Source organism: Mucilaginibacter humi (assembly GCF_013087555.1).
In genome coordinates this window covers 1-16,906 of sequence record NZ_JABFCR010000005.1, presented here as the reverse complement: position 1 = coordinate 16,906, position 16,906 = coordinate 1, and the positions used below count along the sequence as shown (strand labels likewise).

17 protein-coding genes and 5 pseudogenes are annotated in these 16,906 nt (G+C 44.7%); 14 read left to right on the top strand and 8 right to left on the bottom strand.

Going from position 1 to position 16,906, the window contains the following annotated elements:
* Nucleotides 1–510: 510 nt before the first annotated feature.
* The 6 genes from HK413_RS01695 to HK413_RS20480 all read right to left on the bottom strand — a co-directional run bounded on the left by HK413_RS01695 (nucleotide 511) and on the right by HK413_RS20480 (nucleotide 5,807).
* Nucleotides 511–1,014, bottom strand: coding sequence for a dihydrofolate reductase family protein (locus HK413_RS01695; protein WP_217451939.1), 504 nt, complete (start codon nucleotides 1,012–1,014; stop codon nucleotides 511–513).
* 313 nt (nucleotides 1,015–1,327) lie between these two features.
* Complete coding sequence (locus tag HK413_RS01690) at nucleotides 1,328–2,086, bottom strand: hypothetical protein (protein WP_175268912.1); 759 nt, start codon at nucleotides 2,084–2,086, stop codon at nucleotides 1,328–1,330.
* 346 nt (nucleotides 2,087–2,432) lie between these two features.
* Nucleotides 2,433–2,873 (bottom strand): DUF1801 domain-containing protein, encoded by a 441-nt coding sequence (locus HK413_RS01685; RefSeq protein ID WP_175268911.1) that lies wholly within the window; start codon nucleotides 2,871–2,873, stop codon nucleotides 2,433–2,435.
* A 43-nt stretch (nucleotides 2,874–2,916) separates the two neighbouring features.
* On the bottom strand, nucleotides 2,917–4,635 hold the full coding sequence (locus HK413_RS01680; RefSeq protein ID WP_175268910.1) for a PQQ-dependent sugar dehydrogenase: 1,719 nt from the start codon (nucleotides 4,633–4,635) through the stop codon (nucleotides 2,917–2,919).
* A gap of 151 nt (nucleotides 4,636–4,786) precedes the next feature.
* The gene (locus tag HK413_RS20485; RefSeq protein WP_317169191.1) at nucleotides 4,787–5,041 is read right to left on the bottom strand and encodes a substrate-binding domain-containing protein; all 255 of its coding nucleotides are present in this window, start codon (nucleotides 5,039–5,041) and stop codon (nucleotides 4,787–4,789) included.
* Between the two features lie 328 nt (nucleotides 5,042–5,369).
* Nucleotides 5,370–5,807, bottom strand: a complete 438-nt coding sequence (locus HK413_RS20480; protein WP_317169190.1) for a GntR family transcriptional regulator — start codon at nucleotides 5,805–5,807, stop codon at nucleotides 5,370–5,372.
* Between the two features lie 114 nt (nucleotides 5,808–5,921).
* Between HK413_RS20480 and HK413_RS22555 the strand changes: the two are divergent.
* The 12 genes and pseudogenes from HK413_RS22555 to HK413_RS16015 all read left to right on the top strand — a co-directional run.
* Nucleotides 5,922–7,148: pseudogene (locus tag HK413_RS22555) on the top strand (family 78 glycoside hydrolase catalytic domain); the annotation flags it as partial.
* A 62-nt stretch (nucleotides 7,149–7,210) separates the two neighbouring features.
* A pseudogene (locus HK413_RS22550) lies at nucleotides 7,211–8,299 on the top strand (alpha-L-rhamnosidase-related protein).
* Nucleotides 8,274–8,585 (top strand): alpha-L-rhamnosidase C-terminal domain-containing protein, encoded by a 312-nt coding sequence (locus HK413_RS21800; protein ID WP_394353108.1) that lies wholly within the window; start codon nucleotides 8,274–8,276, stop codon nucleotides 8,583–8,585. Before HK413_RS22550 ends, HK413_RS21800 begins: the two are co-directional and overlap by 26 nt.
* 12 nt (nucleotides 8,586–8,597) lie before the next feature.
* Complete coding sequence (gene rhaT / locus HK413_RS01665; RefSeq protein WP_246229513.1) at nucleotides 8,598–9,569, top strand: L-rhamnose/proton symporter RhaT; 972 nt, start codon at nucleotides 8,598–8,600, stop codon at nucleotides 9,567–9,569.
* 10 nt (nucleotides 9,570–9,579) lie between these two features.
* Nucleotides 9,580–9,723: a hypothetical protein gene (locus HK413_RS16025; protein ID WP_246229512.1), complete on the top strand. Its 144-nt coding sequence runs from the start codon at nucleotides 9,580–9,582 to the stop codon at nucleotides 9,721–9,723.
* Between the two features lie 23 nt (nucleotides 9,724–9,746).
* The gene (locus HK413_RS21795) at nucleotides 9,747–9,953 is read left to right on the top strand and encodes a hypothetical protein (protein WP_394353104.1); all 207 of its coding nucleotides are present in this window, start codon (nucleotides 9,747–9,749) and stop codon (nucleotides 9,951–9,953) included.
* Between the two features lie 49 nt (nucleotides 9,954–10,002).
* On the top strand, nucleotides 10,003–10,230 hold the full coding sequence (locus tag HK413_RS21790) for a hypothetical protein (protein ID WP_394353103.1): 228 nt from the start codon (nucleotides 10,003–10,005) through the stop codon (nucleotides 10,228–10,230).
* A complete protein-coding gene (locus HK413_RS21785; protein WP_394353107.1) occupies nucleotides 10,128–10,478 on the top strand; it encodes a class II aldolase/adducin family protein in 351 nt (116 codons plus the stop codon). Before HK413_RS21790 ends, HK413_RS21785 begins: the two co-directional genes overlap by 103 nt.
* On the top strand, nucleotides 10,408–11,862 hold the full coding sequence (rhaD, locus tag HK413_RS01660) for a bifunctional rhamnulose-1-phosphate aldolase/short-chain dehydrogenase (RefSeq protein ID WP_394353106.1): 1,455 nt from the start codon (nucleotides 10,408–10,410) through the stop codon (nucleotides 11,860–11,862). Before HK413_RS21785 ends, rhaD begins: the two co-directional genes overlap by 71 nt.
* Before the next feature lie 6 nt (nucleotides 11,863–11,868).
* Nucleotides 11,869–13,137: pseudogene (locus tag HK413_RS01655) on the top strand (L-rhamnose isomerase).
* On the top strand, nucleotides 13,121–13,297 hold the full coding sequence (locus HK413_RS16020) for a hypothetical protein (RefSeq protein ID WP_246229511.1): 177 nt from the start codon (nucleotides 13,121–13,123) through the stop codon (nucleotides 13,295–13,297). Before HK413_RS01655 ends, HK413_RS16020 begins: the two are co-directional and overlap by 17 nt.
* A 655-nt stretch (nucleotides 13,298–13,952) precedes the next feature.
* Complete coding sequence (locus HK413_RS16015) at nucleotides 13,953–14,429, top strand: FGGY-family carbohydrate kinase (protein ID WP_246229510.1); 477 nt, start codon at nucleotides 13,953–13,955, stop codon at nucleotides 14,427–14,429.
* Nucleotide 14,430: 1 nt separating this feature from the next.
* On the opposite strand, the gene HK413_RS16010 is transcribed toward HK413_RS16015, so the two are convergent.
* Nucleotides 14,431–14,625, bottom strand: a complete 195-nt coding sequence (locus tag HK413_RS16010; protein ID WP_246229509.1) for an RlmF-related methyltransferase — start codon at nucleotides 14,623–14,625, stop codon at nucleotides 14,431–14,433.
* Nucleotides 14,568–15,307: pseudogene (rlmF, locus tag HK413_RS01645) on the bottom strand (23S rRNA (adenine(1618)-N(6))-methyltransferase RlmF). Before rlmF ends, HK413_RS16010 begins: the two are co-directional and overlap by 58 nt.
* A gap of 213 nt (nucleotides 15,308–15,520) precedes the next feature.
* Here rlmF and HK413_RS14345 point away from each other — a divergent pair.
* Both HK413_RS14345 and HK413_RS14340 read left to right on the top strand, forming a co-directional pair.
* Nucleotides 15,521–16,098: pseudogene (locus HK413_RS14345) on the top strand (alpha-L-fucosidase).
* A gap of 10 nt (nucleotides 16,099–16,108) precedes the next feature.
* On the top strand, nucleotides 16,109–16,846 hold the full coding sequence (locus HK413_RS14340; RefSeq protein WP_217451935.1) for an alpha-L-fucosidase: 738 nt from the start codon (nucleotides 16,109–16,111) through the stop codon (nucleotides 16,844–16,846).
* Nucleotides 16,847–16,906 lie beyond the last annotated feature (60 nt).

Genomic DNA, 16,906 nt, shown 5'->3' with positions numbered 1-16,906 from the left:
AGAGAGGTTTCCCTTATATCCCTAAACAACCGTTGGTCCTAACTAACGAATTGACTTTGTACTTTAGCATGATATGCAAATTGTGTTTGGACCGCCCATGCTTAATGTCTTATGAAAACGTTAACCGAGTTTAAAGCATCATTAACTTAGAACAGCTAATCGGCCTGTTACCGACAAACAAAAAACGCTAAACAATGGTTTGTAGATACCTTTAAGAGCGGTAAGGATGTATAGATACAATCTATAACATGGCATTAACGTCACCTGCAAAATATAACAGCATGATAGGTAACATACCTAAACTTCACCAGTATCATGCCAAAAACAAATAAGCCCGCGGCAACCGCGGCTTATTTGTTTTCAATATCCTCACACTAATTACGCCGAATCTTATAACCAACCCAATATTCAAACTAACAAACACATTGCTTTGTTTATTATCCGGTCCGTTTTGCAGCTTGTAATTATTATCAACTCATTGTTGTAATAACACCGACAACGGCCCGTTAATTAGTGCTCATGCTTCAATTCATGCTGCAAACAAATTACCCCCGAGCTAAACGTATGCGACTTTAATAGCGTTAACGATTGTTTTTCCTTGATATCTTTAAACACGGGGGCACCGCCGCCCAACAATACCGGGTTAACAAAGAGCCAGCATTCGTCAATCAGGTTTTCGGCAAGCAGGGAGTGGGCAGCCGTAGGGCTTCCAAATAGCAGAATGTCGCCGGTTGTTTCTTCTTTTATTTTGCGAAGCTTGTCAGCATAATCTTTTCCAATTACCGTCGTATTCTTAAAGTTTGCTTCGTCTAAGGTGTCCGATAATACTATTTTGCGTGCGCTTTTGTACCGGGTAGCATGTTCCTTATCGTGCTTGCTTGCATCGGGCTTATCGCCGGCAGTTGGCCAATAGCCTTCCATCAGCTCAAAAGTAACCCTGCCATATAATGCGGTGTTGGTTTGGGCAACCCTTTCGCCCACAAAATCAAAGATCTCCTGGTCTACATGGATCAACGCATGTCACCGTTCGCGTCGGTGGCAAAGCCATCAAGCGACTGGTGCATAAATAATACTATATTTCCCATACCGGTTTATTGTTTATTTAAATGTATGCTACAAATCTAATCGGAATATCACTAACGTGTTTGGGCAAACCGGACAAATAACAGGGGCATTTACGACAACTGTAAACGATACCTGATTGGTGGGAGTTTACAGCTTATGCGAGTCAGGAGCCTACTCCTCCAATTCCTTATCCACCGCAGCTGCAACAAAAAAAGCCCACGGTTTTTGCCGCGGGCTTTGTTGCATTCCCATATGCTCAACACTAAGGGCGCTGGATCTTATAGCCCAAGCCAATATTCAAATTAACAAACACGTTACTTTGTTTATTGTCCGGTCCGTTTTGGAGTTTATAATTGTCATCAACCCTCCACGGGCTGTTTGATGTTTGTAAATAATAACCAAACCTTAAGCCAATTGGCAAGCTGCGGTGGATGGTGATATTATCCATCTTTTTGTCCTTAATTGGGATCAAATAATCGAAACCGCCGCCAAACTCGAGGCCAAAACGTGGGTTCCATAGCGTTTTACTCGCCGTCAAATTCGTCAATTCGGGCGAAAAGCTGGAGGTGCTTTGCATCCGGGTATTATCCTGAATACGCAACATGGCGGTAGACAGGTTGATACCCACAAACGGGAAAGCCCGCATTTTTGGTGTGGTAGACACATCGTAACCTAACCGGCCATAAATTTGGTACTGGTTATATTTTGCCCGGATGCCGTTGGCAGTATTGGCTGCCGAAGTAGAGGTAAAGCTTGCGCCTATCCCATCTTCCATCACCCAGTTGTTATGAATGTGGTTCATGGAAAGGTTGAGCCAGTAGTTGCTTTCGGGCAAGGCCGGGATGCCATTGGCACCCAGTATACCGTTAAGCTGCCCCAGCTTACTTTGGCGGTACATTCCCTGCAACTGCATGGTTCCGGCTACTTCTTTTGGAAAATTGTCCTGAGCGCGGGCAGTGCTTCCTATGGTCAGCAGACTCACAGACAGCAATAGCGTATAAGTTAATTTAATCTTTTTCATGTGTTGTTGATTTATTGGTGTTTAAATAATAATCAACAGGATGAGTTTTTGTTTGCCCGCGATTTTATAAAAAGGATTCCCGGGCGGCTCTATATCACTTATGAGAAGGTAACAAATGTTTAAACAAATATTATTTTTATCAAATAGCTAACTATCAAGTAGTTATAATATAAAACTTGTTTCATTTTGTTTCATCGCTTTTTTGTAATTAACTTGTAATCAGATTTTTAAGTCAAAATTTTGTTTCACTTGTTTCATTTGTTTCACACGTTCGTGAAACAGCAATGTTAACCGGGGTATATATTGATATCCAGCCCGCGTAGGTCTTGCATTTGCAGCACGCTGTCTAAAGCGCGTTTGGTTCCTTTGTAATTGCAGCCCCGTTGCTTATGGCCGCTAAAAGTATATCAACGTTGATATCTTTTAGCGTTTTAAACTTAATGCAATAACCGGTAACGCTGGCCTTACCTAATTCCTTTCCATAGGTTTGGGCAAGGTAGGTCTTATTCTTAATGCCGAGGATATAGACAGAGATGCCAGTTGTGTTTGCGCTCAACCCAATTTGGAAGAACTCCCTCGTGGTACCATCGGCATACTTTATCGTGTAAGACCCATAGCCTATGTTGGGGTTACTAACCGTTTTACCTTCGCTGTTAATACCATCATCAAACCATTGTTTACACCCCGGCAATGCCCTGAGTATCCGATTGTGCAGCTCCTGCATTTCGGCACGCTTTGGTTCAGGTTGGGTGGCGATATAAGCTGCGATCTGTTCCTGTACGTTCATACAATTATTGATTATGGTTGAGTTAGTCCGCGTAAAGTAATGATCAGTTGGTAACACAATCTTTTATCTGCCAGATCTTGCCATCGGTTTTGGCCCAGATGTAAAAGGCGTTGTTTTCGCCCAGTCCAAAACGCATGTCGGTCTTGGGGTTTTTAACCAGCTGGGGGTAAGTGGTTTTCAAATCGCCAAACTGCAGGTCGAACTCTTTGATGACGGCTTGTTGGCCCAGCTTCAGATCGGCCAGCTCAACGTAGAATACACGCCCCTTTACAATATCGCCAAAGATGTATTTGCCCTTAAGCGCTGCGATATCGCCGGTATAAACAAAGCCCCCGGCTACCGAGTTACCTTCATCGTGATCATACTGCGCAACCGGGTAGGTGTACTTAGGATCATCATGCGCGGGCAGGTTGTAAATAGCGCTTTTCTTACCGGCCAAAACTGAAACAAAGGTACCCTCGCGGGTTGGCCAGCCATAGTTAAGGCCGGGTTTAAGTATGTTCAATTCCTCCACATTGGTATAACCTATTTCAGAAACGATGACTTTACCATCAGGTGCCCGGGTAATTTTGTTAGGATTACGGAACCCGCGGGCATATACCTCGCCTAAAACAGTTGGGTCGCCGGTTTTGGCCCGGGGATTACTGGCGGGGATGCCGTATTTGCCGTTGCGGCTATTACGGCCCATCGGGTCGATACGCAGAATAGAACCCCTTGGCTCTGTCGAGCCGTTGCAAAGCCATGGATAACCTAATTCGCCCGAGCCGCCATCACCAAAATCAAGGTATAATAAGCCATAGCCAGGCATGCCCGGTTTAAGTGTCGGGTCGAATATCATTTGCTGCATACCGTGCATTGCCGAGGGGTTATCCATCCTGATCATTTCGCGCGGGGTGGCTTCAAAAACAGCAGCTGCGGGGTCCTTAACTTTCCACTCGGTAACAACCCATTGCAGGGCTACGGGTATGGAATCAGCATAGGCAAAGTCGGCCGGTGCCGAACCTTTCTTTTCGGTATGGGTGGTATACAATAACCCGTTCTTTAAAAAATCGGGGTGAAAAACAAACGTCCCCCAACCTGAGGCAAGTCCCGGTTCGTGAATGAATTTTGGCTTCTCTTTAGCCATGTCCATTACTACGTTAAACTGCTTGTCTTTAATTTCATAAAGTTTGCCGCGTAGGTCGAGCATAAACAGGCGGTTACCCGTAGGTGTCTTTAAAACGTAAGTTTGATTAATGCGGGTGAGTGGTTTTTTGGTTGATGTTGCCGGCGCGGTTGCCCATTCTTCCAGCTTTAAAGTAAGGCCGGCTTTGGCAATTTTGGTTGGAATGGGGTCCTTAACCGGTGCGCCAAGCTCGGCGGTATTTACGTAAACTTCGGCGGCTTTTTTATGGGTGTTGATGAAGGATAGCAGGGCGTTTATCTCCGCCGGTTTTAACTGCGGATGCGCGGGCATTGGTATTTTATATTCGGCAAATAAAGCAACGGCCCGTTTATTACCACTTTTTATTACGGCTTGCGAGTTAACAATGAATTTGCTTAAATAAGTATAAGATGCATCGGCTGTAACACCCGAAAGCACTGGACCTATGCCCCGCTGGCGGAAGTTATGACATTCAGCGCAATTTTTCTGGAACAGCGCGTCGCCTCTATCTATTATTAATTTATTGGTTGAGTAGGTTGGTGCCGCTTTTTTTTGAGCCTGGCCGGCAACAGTAAAGCCACAAAGCATCAGTAATAAACTGCTCTTTATAAAATTCATACAGGGGGTAGTTATTGGTATGGGTTATTCAGAAACTAATATATATAACAATACGCTATTTCTATATTGCGTATCAAATTAAATACAAAAGCTTAATCACAATCAATACGATGCGCCCATCAGAATCCTTTACTTGGTCTCGGCGCGGGTTTTACAACGAATCCCTCAATGTCACTTTAAAAGGTATAGCCAAATGCTCCTTGGTATTAGTCAGCGCCATTTCGGCAGCTTTCTCACCCATCATTTTAAAGTCGGTTGATATAGTGGTGATGCCGTTAAGGATGATCTTTTTAAGCGGCGTTTCGTTATAGGATATTACACCAATATCCTCACCTACTTTTAATTTACTGCTGATGATCTTTTCTACCAGCTCAACCAGGTCGTCCTCCATTAAGTTGATATACACGGTGCCGGTTTGCAGGGTTTCGTTAGCCAGTTCGTGGATGGTGGCATACTCAAAAGCATATTGCCTGCAAAAGTTAATAAAGCCTTTTAGTATCTCCTTGGGATAATAGCTATGCTCGGGGAAGATGATCTTGATAGTGTGGTATTTGCTCAGTTTATCTAAAAGTTGTGTTAGCGCGTCATAAATATCCTGCTCAAAATTTTCGTAGACCGCGCCAAAATCGCCGGTTATATTCTCCGGCGGTCCATTAGGATCAGTTTATCCTTCGGTAATTCGTTTATTACCGCCCGGGCGCTCTCGGTATTTTCTATAAAATGCGGGATGATGATTAGTTTTGAGTAATGATCGATATTACCCATAAGCAGCTTTTTAAAGAAGTTAAAATTGCTGTTATAAATGTAAAATCGATGGCGGCATTGCTGCCCAATACCTCGGCAAAGGCATCGTAGATAATCTTTTTATGGCTGCTTAACTTATTAAACAGCAGTAAAACTTTTATAGGCTGATTAAATTGCGTGTTACTTATAAAGTACCCCTTACCGGCTACCGAGTTAATAACATTGTACTTGCGTAACTCTTTATAAGCGCGCTCAATAGTATTGCGGGCAACCTCCAGCGCAATGCTCAAATCGTTAATAGATGGCAGGATATCGTCCTTTTCAATCTTCTCCTCCTCAATGCCGCGCAAAATGCTGTTGCAAATCTGCAAATACTTGGGTGTGATGGAGTGTTCATCGATCTGGATAATCTTTAAATAATTTTTCATCTTAAAATAACCGGACAGTAGGGGACGGTTAACCAAAATCATTTTTGTTAACTTGCCTTAACCAATTATACATCCTTTTTTAATAAACAATGAGAAAAGTCTCCTTTTTATTTATTGCCCTTTTTGCAGCGCAGCTATGCCTCAGGGCAGGTAAAAGTACAACATTTACAAACCGAGAACCTGACCAATCCTAACAGCGTCGACGCCTTATCGCCACGGTTTAGCTGGCAGTTAAACGCCGGCACGGCCCGCAACGTAATGCAAACTGCTTACGAGCTAAAGGTTAGCGGACCGAAAGGCATAGTGTGGGCGCCGGGTAAGGTTACAGGCGATGAGTCGCTGTACATTACCTATAAAGGTTCGCCTTTGGTATCGGGACAGCGTTATACCCGGCAGGTGCGGGTTTGGGATAATAAAGGTAAAGCGTCCGACTGGAGCACAGCATCATTCCAAATGGGCTTGTTAACTCCAGCCGACTGGAAAGCAGAATGGATAGGCCCTGTTACCGAAGAGCCATCGCGCCCAAGCCCGTTATTCAGGAAGGAATTTGCTGTAGCTAAAAAAATCAAATCAGCATTTGCTTATATAACTGCTCATGGTATATACGAGGCACACATAAATGGCCAGCGTGTGGGTACAGATTATCTTACACCCGGTTATACCAGCTATAACAAACGCATACAATACCAGGCTTATGATGTTACCAACCTGTTAAAACAAGGTAATAACGCCATAGGCGCGGCATTGGGCAGTGGCTGGTACCGGGGCATTTATGGTATTGGCACCCGCAAAGAAATTTACGGTAAAGACATTGCATTGCTTATGCAGTTAAATATCACCTTTACCGATGGCACTACAGCTACTATAGGCACCGATGGCACCGGAAAACTTCAACAGGCGAGGTGCGTTATGCAGAGATTTATATGGGATCGACCACAGATGCCCGCATGGAGCAAAAAGGATGGTCGACAGCTGCGTTTGACGATAAAAGCTGGGGCGCTGTAGCCGTACAAAACTACCCTAAAAACATATTGATTGCTACGGTTAATGAGCCGGTTAAAAAGCACGAAACATTTAAATCGGTTAAATTATTCACCACGCCAAAAGGCGAGAAAGTGATCGACTTTGGCCAGAACCTGGTAGGTTGGGTTAAGTTTAAAGTTAAAGGTAACGCCGGTGATAAAATTGTAATATCGCACGCCGAAGTAATGGATAAAGCGGGCAATTTCTATACAGACAACCTGCGCGACGCTAAATGTATCAATACCTTTATACTAAAAGGGGGTGCCGAAGAAACTTTCGAGCCGCAGTTTACCCGGCAGGGTTTCCGTTATATCCGGATAGAGGGTTACCCGGGTGAGATCAAGCCGGAAGATTTTACGGCTACGGCTGTTTATTCGGACATGCCGGTAACCGGAACGTTTACTACTTCTAATCCGCTGATCAACCAATTACAACATAATATAGAGTGGGGCCAGCGCGGCAACTTTATTGATATTCCTACCGATTGCCCGCAACGCGATGAGCGTTTAGGCTGGACCGGCGACGCGCAGGTGTTTTCGCGCACGGCTACCTATAACATGAACGCGCATAACTTTTTTGCCAAATGGTTAAAAGATGTCGCTTTAGATCAGTTTGCTGATGGCAGTGTACCGCATGTTATTCCGGATGCTTTTGACAATGGCAAGCCTGCAGGCGCCGGCGGCAGTACAGGCTGGAGTGACGTTGCAACTATCGTCCCATGGAATATGTACCGCCTATGGCGATAAAGAGTTGTTGGCTAATCAATACAGCAGCATGAAAGCCTGGGTTGACTGCATGAAAACCGCAGCCGTAACAATCTGTGGAACACCGGCGGTCATTTTGGCGACTGGCTGTTCTTCACCCGAAATGATGATAATGATGGCACAGCAGCTATCACCAGTAAATATTTAATAGCGCAATGCTTTTATGCTTATTCAACCCAGTTGCTGATAAACGCGGCGAAAGTTTTAGGCAAAACTGATGACGAGGCTACGTATACCAAATTATTAGCTGATGTTAAAGCCGCCTATTTGAGGGAATATGTTACTCCTAACGGCTTAATATCATCAGACACCCAAACAGCTTACACCTTAGCGTTACAATTTGATATGCTGCCCGAAAACTTAAGAATGCAAGCGGCAGACAGGTTAGCTGCTAACGTACGCCGTTATGGTAATCACCTAACTACCGGCTTCCCGGGCACGCCTTATCTATGCAGTGCGCTTAGCCGTTTCGGGCATGCCGATGTTGCCTTTACCTTATTATTGCAGCCAAACTATCCGTCATGGTTATATCCGATTAAAATGGGCGCCACTACTATTTGGGAAAGATGGAACGGTATCCATCCTGATGGAACGCTCGAAGTACCTTCCATGAATTCCTATAACCATTACGCGTACGGCGCCATTGGCGACTGGATGTACCGCACAGTTGCAGGTTTAGATACTAAAACCGACCGTAGGCTATAAAGGCATCATCATCAAACCAACTATAGGCGGCAACTTTACTACCATTGCTGCGGATTATGAAACACCTTATGGAAAAGCAAGCTCGCACTGGAAAATTGATGGCGGTAATTTTGTACTGGATGTAGTTATCCCGGCAAATGCAACGGCCACCATTTATGTACCAACCAAAGGCGATAACGCGGTTACCGAAGGCGGTAAACCGGTTACAAAAGCAGCCAATCAAATAGCAGGTTATACTGCTGTAAATGTAGGCTCAGGCACTTATCATTTTACAACATCAATGTAATACCTAAAAGACATGGAAGTAATTTTCGGAGTAATATTTCACTTTATCGGCGGCTTTGCCTCGGGTAGTTTTTATATCCCTTACAAAAAAGTAAAAGGCTGGGCATGGGAAAGTTTCTGGATTGTAGGCGGATTGTTTTCATGGTTGATCGTTCCGCCTATTGCGGCCTGGTTAACGGTTCCCAACTTTGTGGAGATCATTAAGGCTACTAACGGTGGTATATTAGGTTTAACCTACTTCTTCGGGTTATTATGGGGAATAGGCGGTTTAACTTACGGTTTGGGTGTGCGCTATTTAGGGGTGTCATTAGGCAGTACCATTATCCTGGGCTTATGCTCGGTATTTGGCGCGCTGGTACCGGCGGTTTATTATGAGTTTTCGCCGAAGGACGGTAAAGACAGCATTGGTATGCTGGCATTAAGTCATTGGGGTCAGATCGTATTGATAGGTATAGCTGTATGCGTTCTCGGTATTATTATTTGCGGCCGCGCAGGTACGCTAAAAGAGCGGGACTTAAATAAATCAGGCGCAGCCGTAAATGAAAATAAAGACTACAAATTTGGTTTGGGTATTACCGTAGCCATTATATCCGGTGTGTTGAGCGCCTGCTTCGCCTTTGGTATTGATGCGGGTGCCGACATGGCAAACGCCGCTAACGCGGCCTGGAGAGAAGCCAATCATATTACAGATAATGCCAACTTCCTGTATAAAAACAACGTTACTTATATCGTTATCCTTTGGGGAGGATTGACTACCAACTTTATTTGGTGCATGATCTTAAACGCCCGCAACAAAACATTCGGTAACTATACTGATGGTAAAACCCCGCTGTTGAAAAACTATATCTTTTCGGCATTAGCGGGCACAACCTGGTTCCTGCAGTTCTTCTTCTATGGTATGGGCGAAAGCAAGCTGGGTAACGGCGCAAGCTCATGGATCCTGCACATGGCGTTTATTATCCCGGTAGCAAACATGTGGGGGTAATATTGAAAGAGTGGACGGCCGTAAGCAAAAAGCATTTACCACCTTAGTGGTAGGTATAGTAACCATTATCCTATCGGTTATTTTGGTAGGCTATGGCAACAATTTAAAAGACAAAGAAGTCGCTAAAACAGCGCAAGTAGAAATAAACAAATAACAATACGATCAACAAACAGTACAATGTCTATCAAAGAAACAAATTTTAAGCACGTAAGCTATTTATGGGACGATGCGGAGGCTGCAAAGCTTGCGGGTGACGAAGTGGCACTTTTAATATACCGGTCTAACCTGTTAGGGGCCGACTTGCGCCTGACTAACTACGGTGGCGGCAATACTTCCTGCAAAGCAATGGCTAAAGACCCGTTGACAGGCCAGACGTTGAAGTGATGTGGATCAAAGGATCGGGCGGCGACATAGGTACGCTTAAAAAAGCGGATTGGCTGCACTGTATGTAGATAAATTGCGCAGCCTTAAAAATATATATCGGGGTTTGGAGCATGAGGATGAAATGGTGGAACTGTTTAACCATACTATTTACGACCGGCATCTAAAGCGCCGTCAATTGATACGCCGCTACACGGGTTTTTACCCTTTAAACATATCGACCACCTGCACCCCGACGCAGCTATTGCCATCGCGGCAGCAAAAGATGGTAAGCAAATAACTGCCGACCTGTTTAAAGGTAGAATTGGCTGGGTAGAATGGCAAAAACCGTGTTTCGACCTGGGCCTGCAATTAAAATCTTGTTTAGATGCTAATCCGGGCATCCGGGGTATTATGCTGGGATCGCATGGCTTATTTACCCGGGGCGATACCGCTTACGAAAGCTATATTAATACGCTTGAAGTTATTGAGCAATGCGCCGAATACCGGAGCAAAACTATGGCAAAAAGGCCCCATCTTTGGCGGTAAAAAGCTGGATAGTTTAGACGAAGCCGGTCGTAAAAAACAGGCTATCGCCTTAGCGCCGATACTGCGCGGTTTCTGCTCGTCAAAACAAAATATGATCGGGCATTTTACAGATGATGCCCGTGTATTAGAGTTCATTAATTCAAATGATCTGGATAGATTGGCACCGCTTGGTACCAGTTGCCCGGATCACTTTTTGAGGACAAAGATCAGTCCGCTGGTATTAGATTTAGGAAAAGACGAGGATTTGAGTGATGTTGAAGCGTTAAAAACACGCCTTGCCCCAGCATTCGATGCTTACCGGGCGATGTATACCGAGTATTATAACACCTGCAAGCATGATAACAGTCCGGCTATCCGCGATGCTAACCCGGTGGTAATTTTATATCCGGGTGTTGGTATGTTCACCTTCGCTAAAGACAAGCAAACCGCCCGCGTAGCCGCCGAGTTCTATATCAACGCCATCAACGTAATGAAAGGTTCTGGAGCTATTTCTGAATATACCTCATTACCACGCCAGAAAGCTTTTAATATTGAATACTGGTTGTTAGAAGAAGCCAAACTGCAACGCATGCCGAAGCCTAAAGCTTTATCAGGTCGCGTGGCATTGGTCACCGGTAGTGCAGGTGGCATTGGTAAAGCTATCGCCAAAAAGTTTGCCGAAGAGGGAGCATGTGTGGTATTGAATGATATGAATGCTGAACGCCCGGAAGGTGCCGGCGAAGAGTTTAAAAAGCTTTTTGGTAAAGATGCTTACACCAATGCCATTTTGGATGTTACCAAAGCGGATCAGATTGACAGCGCGGTAGCTGAAGCAATTTTAGCTTTTGGTGGTGTGGACCTGATCGTTAATAATGCCGGGCTGTCTATCTCAAAAACCATTGCCGACCATACCGAAAAGGATTGGGACCTGCTATATGACGTATTGGTGAAGGGCCAGTTCATGGTTACACAGGCGGCTTCTAACGTGATGAAGAAACAGGATATCGGCGGTGATATCATTAATATCGTCAGCAAAAACGCGTTGGTAAGCGGTCCAAATAACGCCGGTTATGGCAGCGCCAAAGCAGCGCAGTTACACCTAAGCAGGTTGAATGCCGCAGAGTTGGGTGCCGATAAGATCCGTGTTAACGTGGTTAACCCGGATGCGGTTATCAGCGACAGTAATATCTGGGCCGGTGGCTGGGCCGAAGGCCGGGCCAAAGCATATGGCATAACCGTTGCCGAACTGCCTGCTTATTATGCTAAACGCACTTTATTAAATGAAGTTATTTTGCCGGTAGATATTGCCAACGCCTGCTTCGCTTTCGCGGGCGGTTTATTAGGTAAATCAACCGGGAATGTTTTAAATGTTGATGGCGGTGTTGCCGCTGCATTTGTAAGATAATATACTATGGAACAACAAAAAATTGATGAATTTAATCATCAGCATATAAAAGACCATCAGCGCAAATTTAATTTCGTTGCCGAGGATGTAATTAATTTGGATGATGTATTGCAAAAACTGCAGGCATTCAATATTGCCATACCAAGCTGGGCATTAGGTACCGGCGGTACCCGTTTTGGCCGTTTTTCGGGCGGTGGCGAACCACGTAACCGGAAGAAAAGATAAGCGATGTGGGGATGATCCACGCGTTAAACCGTTCGAGTAATTCTATCTCGTTGCACATCCCGTGGGATATTCCTGAAAATGCTACGGCGATAAAGGCCCACGCGGCGCAATATGGTCTACACTTCGACGCGGTAAACTCTAACACTTTCCAGGGATCAGAAAGATGCCAAACTGAGCTATAAATTTGGTTCGTTGCACCATACTGATAAAGCGGTGCGCGACCAGGCTATAGCACACAATATCGAAGTAATAAAATACGGTGTTGAATTGGGCTCAAATGCGTTATCGGTTTGGTTGTCTGATGGATCAAACTTCCCGGGACAATTGAATTTCCGTAAGGCATTCCAAAATACACTGGACAGCCTGCAGCAAATTTATGAAGCTCTGCCTGACGACTGGAAAGTTTGGATTGAGTACAAACCCTTCGAACCAAATTTCTACTCGACCACCATTGGCGATTGGGGGCAATCATACCTGTTAGCTTCCAAACTTGGTAAAAAAGCGCTGACGTTGGTTGATCTTGGTCACCACCTGCCCAACACCAATATAGAGCAAATAGTGTCTTTATTGCTGATGGAGCAAAAGCTGGCCGGTTTCCATTTTAACGACTCAAAGTATGGTGATGATGACCTCACTGTAGGCAGCATTAACCCCTACCAGCTTTTCCTGATATTCAATGAGTTGGTTGAAGGTATGGATGCCCGCGGCTTGAACCATGCAACCGGTATTGGCTGGATGATAGATGCGTCGCATAATGTTAAAGACCCTATTGAGGATCTGATCCAATCGGTAGAGGCTATAAAAATTGCCTACGCGCAAGCATTATTGATTGATACCAAAGCACTGGTTGACGCGCAACAAAATAATGATGTAGCCAAAGCGCAGGAGATCTTGCAAACAGCCTATCGTACTGATGTGCGCCCGCTGATAGCCGAAGCGCGTTTACGTGCCGGTGGTGCACTAAACCCTATTGCGCTATATCGTGAAGGAGCGGTGCGTGCCAACCTAATCAAACAACGCGGCGAAAAAACCCGTGCAACCGGATTATAGCATGAACCCTATACCTGTTATCGCGGTTTTTGATGTGGGCAAAACCAATAAAAAGCTCTTTCTTTTTGATGAGAGCTATAATATTGTTTTTGAACGCTCGGCCAGTTTAATGAGATCGTTGACGAAGACGGTTTCGCCTGCGAGAATCTGGATGCGCTGAAAAAATCCATCTTCGATTCGCTGAACGAAGTAAAGCGTTTAAAAGAGTTCAGGCTGGAAGGGGTTAACTTTTCGGCCTATGGGGCAAGTTTTGTTTATTTAGATAAGGACGGCGAAGCTATAGCACCGCTGTATAACTATCTAAAACCATATCCGCAGCAATTAAAAAAGCAGTTTTATGATACTTATGGCGATGAAACTAAAATAGCTTTTGAAACAGCCTCGCCTGCATTAGAAAGTCTAAATTCGGGCCTGCAACTGTATCGCATAAAACATGAGCAGCCCGAATTATTTAAGCGGATAAAATACGCGCTTCACCTGCCGCAGTATTTAAGTTATTTGGTAAGCGGCCGCGCTTTCTCTGACTGTACCAGCATAGGCTGCCATACCGCTTTGTGGAACTTTGAAAAAACACTTACCACAATTGGGTGATTAAAGAGGGTATAGATAAAGTCCTTGCACCCATAGCACCATCAAACGGCGTAGTCGAGCCGGCTGATGTGAAAGAACATTACCGGTAGGCATAGGCCTGCATGATAGTTCGGCGGCGCTGATACCTTACCCGGCGAGTTTTAATATGCCTTTTGTATTGCTGTCTACCGGTACCGTCCATCAGTTTAAACCCTTTTAACCAATCGTCTTTAACAGCCGAAGAGTTGGAGAAAGACTGCTTGAATTATATCCAGTACAAAGGCAAGCCGGTTAAAGCATCGCGTTTATTTAGCGGGCATGAGTACGATGTTGGCATTAAAGCCATTGCCGAAAAATATGGTGAGGATGTGATCAAATACCGTAATATTTCTTACGATACCGATTTGGAAGGCGAAGACATTATCGCTTATTTTGAACTGATGCATAACCTTGTCGCGAAGCAAAAAATAGCGACTGCCCTTGTGTTAAAAAACAGCCCTGTAAAACGCATTTTTGTTGACGGTGGCTTTAGTAAGAACGCCGTTTTTATGAACTTACTGGCGAAGGCTTTTCCTGACGTTGAAGTTTATGCGGCATCAATGGCGCAGGCTACCGCTTTGGGTACAGCATTAGCTATCCATAACAGCTGGAACACCAAATCAGATATCCCAAGCGATCTCATTAATCTAAAATATTACTCTGCGACAAAGAGCGCCGGTTGATCTAAGTGGCGGAACCACGTTTTTGTTTAAACCATTCGGCCTGCTCTTCCTGTGTAAAAAATGTCCAGGCTACAAAGCGGCTTGTTTTTTGGCCATGTGCCATGGTGATAGTTTTTATCCCGGCAGCTTTAACAAACTTTAACGTGCTGTAAACAGTTGGCAGGGTCTCTTTTTTGATATGAGAGAGGTAAACCATAATACCTGTTTCCCGTAGGTTACGCTTTCCTCAATCATTTTGCGCACAAAACCAGCCTCGCCACCTTTGGTCCAAAGCTCATTTTTTGGCCGCCGAAATTTAAAAAGGTAGGCTTTTTCATCACACCCAACTTTTTCCATTTGGTGGCAGTGGCATCGGCCGCTTCACGGAATGACGCGTGGAAGGGTGGATTACAAATGGTAGCGTCAAAGCGCTCATCGGGTTTAATAATGTTGGCGAATATGTCATAGCCAGGCTGCAAACGGATGTCGATCTTCCGTTCCAAACCTTTGTTTAACCCTATAATATCTTTTGCAGACCGAATAGCAGTTGGGTCAATGTCAGTACCTGCAAACTGCCAGCCATAAAAACTGGAACCAATTAACGGGTAAACCAGGTTTGCACCTGTACCAATATCAAGCACGTGTATTTTGTTTCCCTTCGGAATTGCGTTATCATTTGTCTCTGCCAGCAAATCGGCTACGTAGTGGATATAATCTGCACGGCCGGGTATAGGCGGGCAAAGGTATCCTTCGGGGATATCCCAGCCATCAACACCATAAAATTGCTTAAGCAGTGCTTTATTTAATGCTTTAATAGCTTCAGGGTTAGTAAAGTCAACCGACTCAACCTCAAATTTATTCAAGCCCACAAATTTCCTTAAAGCAGGATTAGCTTTAATAAGCTGTTTAAAATCATAGCCCTGCCGGTGTACGTTCCGGGGTGCATGCTTTCTTTTCGGGTGTTTTTGGCAGATTTGTAGTCATTATATCTTCAGCTTATAACTGCAAAGGTAATCAGTAATATCTGATAAAGTCTATATCATTAATTGTGTTAATATTTATGCCTGCCGGTACGATAATTCGCCTATATTAGTTCAAGCCAATTATCAATTATGAAGACAAACCTGAAATACCTTTTAATGGGTGTACTAACAGTGGGTACGCTTTTAACTAAAGCCCAGCAGCTGCCCATAAATGCCGGGCCGTTTAAACCAACCGACGAGTCATTAAAAGAATATAAATACCCCGAATGGTTCAGGGATGCTAAGTTTGGCATTTGGGCGCATTGGGGGCCGCAGGCCGTACCGCGCCGGGCGACTGGTATGCAAGGGGTATGTATGAGCAGGGGAGCCGTCAAAACAAATATCATGTGGCACATTATGGGCCGCCGTCAAAATTTGGATATAAGGATATCATCCCATTATGGAAAGCCGAGAAATGGGACCCCGAAAAGCTGATGGCGCTATACAAAAAAGCCGGTGCTAAATACTTTGTAAGCATGGGCAGCCATCATGATAATTTCTTTTTGTGGAAATCACAACTGCATAAATGGAATGCATTTAATATGGGGCCGCATAAAGACGTGGTGGGCGCCGGCAAAAGGCGGCACAAAAAGAGGGCCTTAAATTTGGCGTGTCAGAACATTTGGCAGCCAGTTATACCGGTTCCGTGCGTCGCACCGGGCAGATAAAACAGGCGATTTGGCCGGAGTACCCTACGATGGAGCCGACCCGCAATATGCCGATCTATACCATACCAAAGCAGCACCAGACGACAAAGCCTGGTTAACTACCAACCCTGATTATATGAAAGAATGGTATGCTAATGTAAAAGAACTGGTAGATACTTATCACCCCGATCTGCTTTATTCTGACAGTAAGTTACCCTTTGACGAGGTGGGCCGCAGCATGCTTGCTAATTTCTATAACGGTAACTTTGCGTTCCACAATGGTAGCCCTACTGCTATTTATAATTGCAAAGAAGCATCAAACGGTAAATGGGTGCAGGATCTGGAACGTGGTGTACAGGGCGATATCAATCCGTATCCATGGCAAACCGATACATCTATAGGTGATTGGTTTTACCAAACAGGCCAGAAATACAAAACCGGTACAGAAGTTATACAAATGCTGGTTGATATTGTAAGTAAAAACGGCAACCTGCTGATTAACGTAGTACAGACCCCGGAGGGCGAACTTGAGCCTGATGTGTTGAAAATAGTGGAAGATATTGCTGCCCGGATGCCCGCTAACGGTAAAGGCATTTACGGTACCCGCCCCCGAAAATTTATGGCGAGGGCCCGTCAACTATTAAAGAAAATCAAAAGAAAGGTCAGTTTTCGGGCCTTGCAGATACGCGCAGTTATCAATCTGCTGATATCCGCTTTACTACCGGGGAAACAACTTATATGCTTTTTGCATGGAAGTGCCGCAAGGTGATATACAGATCAAATCTTTAGGAAAAACATCAACCGTTAATGATAAAAAAATAGTGAGCGT

Coding starts and splice junctions, on each gene's coding strand:
- HK413_RS01680 (WP_175268910.1), bottom strand. CDS start 4,635: ATGAATTTTATAAAGAGCAGTTTATTACTGATGCTTTGTGGCTTTACT.
- rhaT (WP_246229513.1), top strand. CDS start 8,598: ATGGAAGTAATTTTCGGAGTAATATTTCACTTTATCGGCGGCTTTGCC.
- HK413_RS01685 (WP_175268911.1), bottom strand. CDS start 2,873: ATGAACGTACAGGAACAGATCGCAGCTTATATCGCCACCCAACCTGAA.
- HK413_RS01690 (WP_175268912.1), bottom strand. CDS start 2,086: ATGAAAAAGATTAAATTAACTTATACGCTATTGCTGTCTGTGAGTCTG.
- HK413_RS21795 (WP_394353104.1), top strand. CDS start 9,747: ATGTCTATCAAAGAAACAAATTTTAAGCACGTAAGCTATTTATGGGAC.
- HK413_RS20480 (WP_317169190.1), bottom strand. CDS start 5,807: ATGAAAAATTATTTAAAGATTATCCAGATCGATGAACACTCCATCACA.
- HK413_RS16010 (WP_246229509.1), bottom strand. CDS start 14,625: ATGGTTTACCTCTCTCATATCAAAAAAGAGACCCTGCCAACTGTTTAC.